This window comes from Pseudoalteromonas sp. G5_S1_54_S4, assembly GCF_054968565.1.
In genome coordinates this window covers 1-3844 of sequence record NZ_JBQKUL010000094.1, presented here as the reverse complement: position 1 = coordinate 3844, position 3844 = coordinate 1, and the positions used below count along the sequence as shown (strand labels likewise).

Below are 3844 nucleotides of genomic sequence, written 5' to 3'. Positions count from 1 at the left end.
ACAAATTCTTCCGACCCTGTTGGGTGTAATGCTACAACCGCATCAAAATCGGCTTTAGTCGCGCCCATTTTCATGGCGACTGCAAAACCCTGAATCATTTCATCAACGGTAAAACCAATCCCGTGTAAGCCCACAACTTTTTCATCATCGCCTGCACACACTAACATCATATTACAGGCTTGGCGGTGCTGAGTAACTGCGGTGTACATAGCCGCAAAACTTGATTTATATACTTTTACATTTTCTTCACCGTACTGAGAAATTGCTTCTTGCTCAGTTAAGCCAATGGTGCCGATAGGTGGATGGCTAAATACCACGGTTGGTACTAGGCTGTAGTCCATTTTCAAATCATCCGGCAGCGCTTTATTAAATAAGCGCTCCGATAGAGTACGACCCGCTTTTACAGCAACTGGTGTAAGCTCAATGCCGCCTTCGATAATATCACCCACAGCGTATACATTTTTAGCCGTGGTATTTTGGTATTCATCTACTTTTACATAGCCGCTTTCGTTTACTTCAACGCCTGCTGCAGCAAGGTTAATTTTATCGGTTGTAGGTGTACGACCAATCGCCCAAATAACCTGATCAACATTTTCGCTGTAACCGTTTTCAAAATGAATAGTTAAGCTACCATCAGCCTCTTTTACCACCTCTTTTGGCGAACACTCAGTGTGCAGAGTAGGGCCTTCTTTTGCCATAATATCAACCAGTGTGTCGATAATATATGGGTCAAAGGTGCGCAGCGGCTTGCTCTTACGAACAAATAAATGGGTTTGTGTCCCTAGGCTGTGCAGCACACCTGCAATTTCTACGGCAATGTAACCTGCACCAACAACAGCAACACGCTTAGGTTGTTCGTTCAGCTCAAAAAAGCCGTTTGAATCAATACCGTGTTCAGCACCTGGAATATTAGGAATAGTAGGGCGTCCGCCTACGGCAACTAAAATGTGATCAGCAGTGTAATGCTCACCATTTACTTCAACGGTTTTACTATTCACAAACTTTGCAAAGCCTTTGATCACAGTTACGCCATTTTTAGCTAAACCATTATCATAGCCTTTGTGAATGCGGCCAATATAGGCTTCACGGCTTTCTACTAGCTTTGACCAGTCAAAGCCTTTAACTTCAACATCAAAACCGTAATCAGGAGCATAAAGATTAATTGCTTCAGCAACTTGAGCGCCATGCCACATTACTTTTTTAGGAACACACCCTACATTTACGCAGGTGCCACCCATGTGTTTAGCTTCAATTAATGCTACTTTTGCGCCACGCATTGCTGCACGGTTAGCTGATGCAATACCACCACTACCGCCACCAATTGCAATGTAATCAAAATGCTGAGCCATGTTTAATCCTCTAAATATTAATTTAACTTTTCTGTGCCGATGATAGCATATGCGATGAGCAAGTCACTTGTTCGGGGCTGCTAAAATCTATCAAACATCCTTCATCAAACGAAAGATATGCTATTTCAGATCAAGCTGCTAGGTGATCATTTACAGATACACACTCGTTAACTAGTAAAGCAGGTTTGCCCTTGTATTTACGTATTTTGCCCCAACTTAAATTTTTATATTTTGCATAAACCGAGAATCACTATGACCAATGCACATACTAATCCCCTAATCGGGCTTGAAGGTTTACCGCCTTTTTCAAAAATAAAGCCAGAGCATGTTGTCCCGGCACTAAAAAAAGGTATTGAGCACTGTCGCAGTGCAATTGATGATGTATTAGCAAAGCAATCATACACATGGGAAGATTTAGTATTACCCCTTGAAGAAGCTGACGATAAACTATCGCGATTGTTTTCACCGGTATCGCATTTGAACTCAGTAATGAACAATGATGAACTTCGCGAAGCCTACGAGCAATGTTTACCGCTTATTTCTGAATACTCTACTTTTGTTGGTCAGCACCAAGGTTTGTATGAGGCTTACAACGCACTTTATAACAGTGACGAATTTAAAACACTCACTACTGCCCAGCAAAAAACCATTACTAACGCATTACGTGACTTTAAGCTTTCAGGTATTGCGTTAAATCCTGAGCAACAAAAACGCTACGGTGAAATTAGTGCGCGTTTATCAGAGCTTGCCTCAAAATTTGGTAATAATGTGATGGATGCCACGCTTGCATGGCATAAGCATATTACCGATGAAAGCCAATTGGCTGGTTTACCAGAATCAGCGCTTGCATTAGCGGCCGATACGGCAAAAAGTAAAGACTTAGACGGCTGGGTATTTACCCTAGATTTCCCTTCATATTTGCCGATTATGACCTATGCAGATAATCGTGAACTTCGCAAAGAAACATACACCGCGTTTTCTACCCGTGCATCCGATCAAGGTCCTAATGCGGGAGAGTTTGATAACTCAGCCATAATGAGCGAAGAACTTGCACTGCGTCATGAATTAGCACAATTATTAGGTTTTAATAACTACGCTGAAAAGTCGTTGGCTACAAAAATGGCAGAATCACCCGCGCAGGTATTCTCATTTTTAGAAGACTTAGCTGCTAAGTCTAAACCACAAGCAGAGCAAGAACTTAAAGAGCTGCAACTATATGCAGAGCAAAAGCATGGTATTAGTGAACTGCAGGCGTGGGATTTTGGTTATTACAGTGAAAAACTAAAGCAAGAAAAGTACGCGATTTCAGATGAAGTCCTTCGCCCGTACTTCCCAGCAAATAAAGTACTGAGTGGCTTATTTGAAACGGTTAATCGCCTATTTGGTATTACTGTAAAAGAAGTCGCTGATTTTGATAGCTACCATAAAGATGTACGTTTTTTTGAAATTTACGATAGCAATAACACTTTACGTGGTCGTTTTTACTTAGATTTGTATGCGCGCGATCACAAGCGTGGTGGTGCGTGGATGGATGACTGTATGGGTCGTAAAGTGCGCGCTAATGGTGAACTTCAAACACCAGTTGCTTACCTGGTGTGTAATTTTAATAAAGCGATTGGCGATAAGCCTGCTTTGTTTACCCATAATGAAGTAACCACACTGTTTCATGAGTTTGGTCACGGCATTCATCATATGCTTACCCAAGTAGATGCAGCCCCCGTTGCCGGTATTAATGGTGTGGCATGGGATGCCGTTGAGTTGCCAAGTCAGTTTTTAGAAAACTGGTGTTACGAGGAAGAAGCGCTTAGCTTTATCTCAGGTCACTTCGAAACCGGTGAGCCACTACCTAAAGAGTTGCTTGATAAACTACTTGCGGCTAAAAATTATAACTCAGGTATGCAAATGTTAAGACAACTTGAGTTCTCGTTATTTGATTTTAAAATCCACCACGATTACGTGGCAGACAAACCATGTAACATTCAAGCTGTGCTTGATGATGTACGCAGTCGTACCTCAGTCATTAAGCCGCCAGCGTTTAATCGTTTTCAGCATGGCTTTAGTCATATTTTTGCGGGCGGTTATAGCGCAGGTTATTACTCGTACAAATGGGCTGAAGTACTTTCGGCAGACGCCTATTCTAAATTTGAAGAAGAGGGGATTTTTAATCCACAAACAGGCCAAGCGTTTATGCAGCACATTCTTGAAAAAGGCGGCAGTGAAGAGCCAATGGCACTGTTTAAAAACTTCCGTGGTCGTGAGCCAAGTGTAGACGCACTACTACGCCACAGTGGCATTGCCGCTTAGGGTCTGTTGACCTTTGCGGATTAAAATATAATTAAAAAAGCGCCCCAGTGGCGCTTTTTTATTGCCTAAAACACAGTATTGTTAAAGAATATTTTGAATAAATTTTAGTAGTTTCAACATAGCGTACTATGCTTTGAACAAAGTACTAAAAGGGACTAACGCATGGCAAAGTTAATACTGGCAATTGATGA

Annotated in this window: 2 protein-coding genes; one reads left to right on the top strand and one right to left on the bottom strand. The window is 41.8% G+C overall.

Annotation, left to right across the window (positions count from 1 at the left end; translation table 11 throughout):
* Positions 1-1349, bottom strand: a 1349-nt coding sequence (gene gorA / locus ACTRWE_RS18865) for a glutathione-disulfide reductase (RefSeq protein WP_462880503.1), incomplete at its 3' end; no start/stop codon positions are given.
* A gap of 252 nt (positions 1350-1601) precedes the next feature.
* Between gorA and prlC the strand changes: the two genes are divergently transcribed.
* Positions 1602-3653, top strand: a complete 2052-nt coding sequence (prlC, locus tag ACTRWE_RS18860) for an oligopeptidase A (RefSeq protein WP_462880502.1) — start codon at positions 1602-1604, stop codon at positions 3651-3653.
* Positions 3654-3844 lie beyond the last annotated feature (191 nt).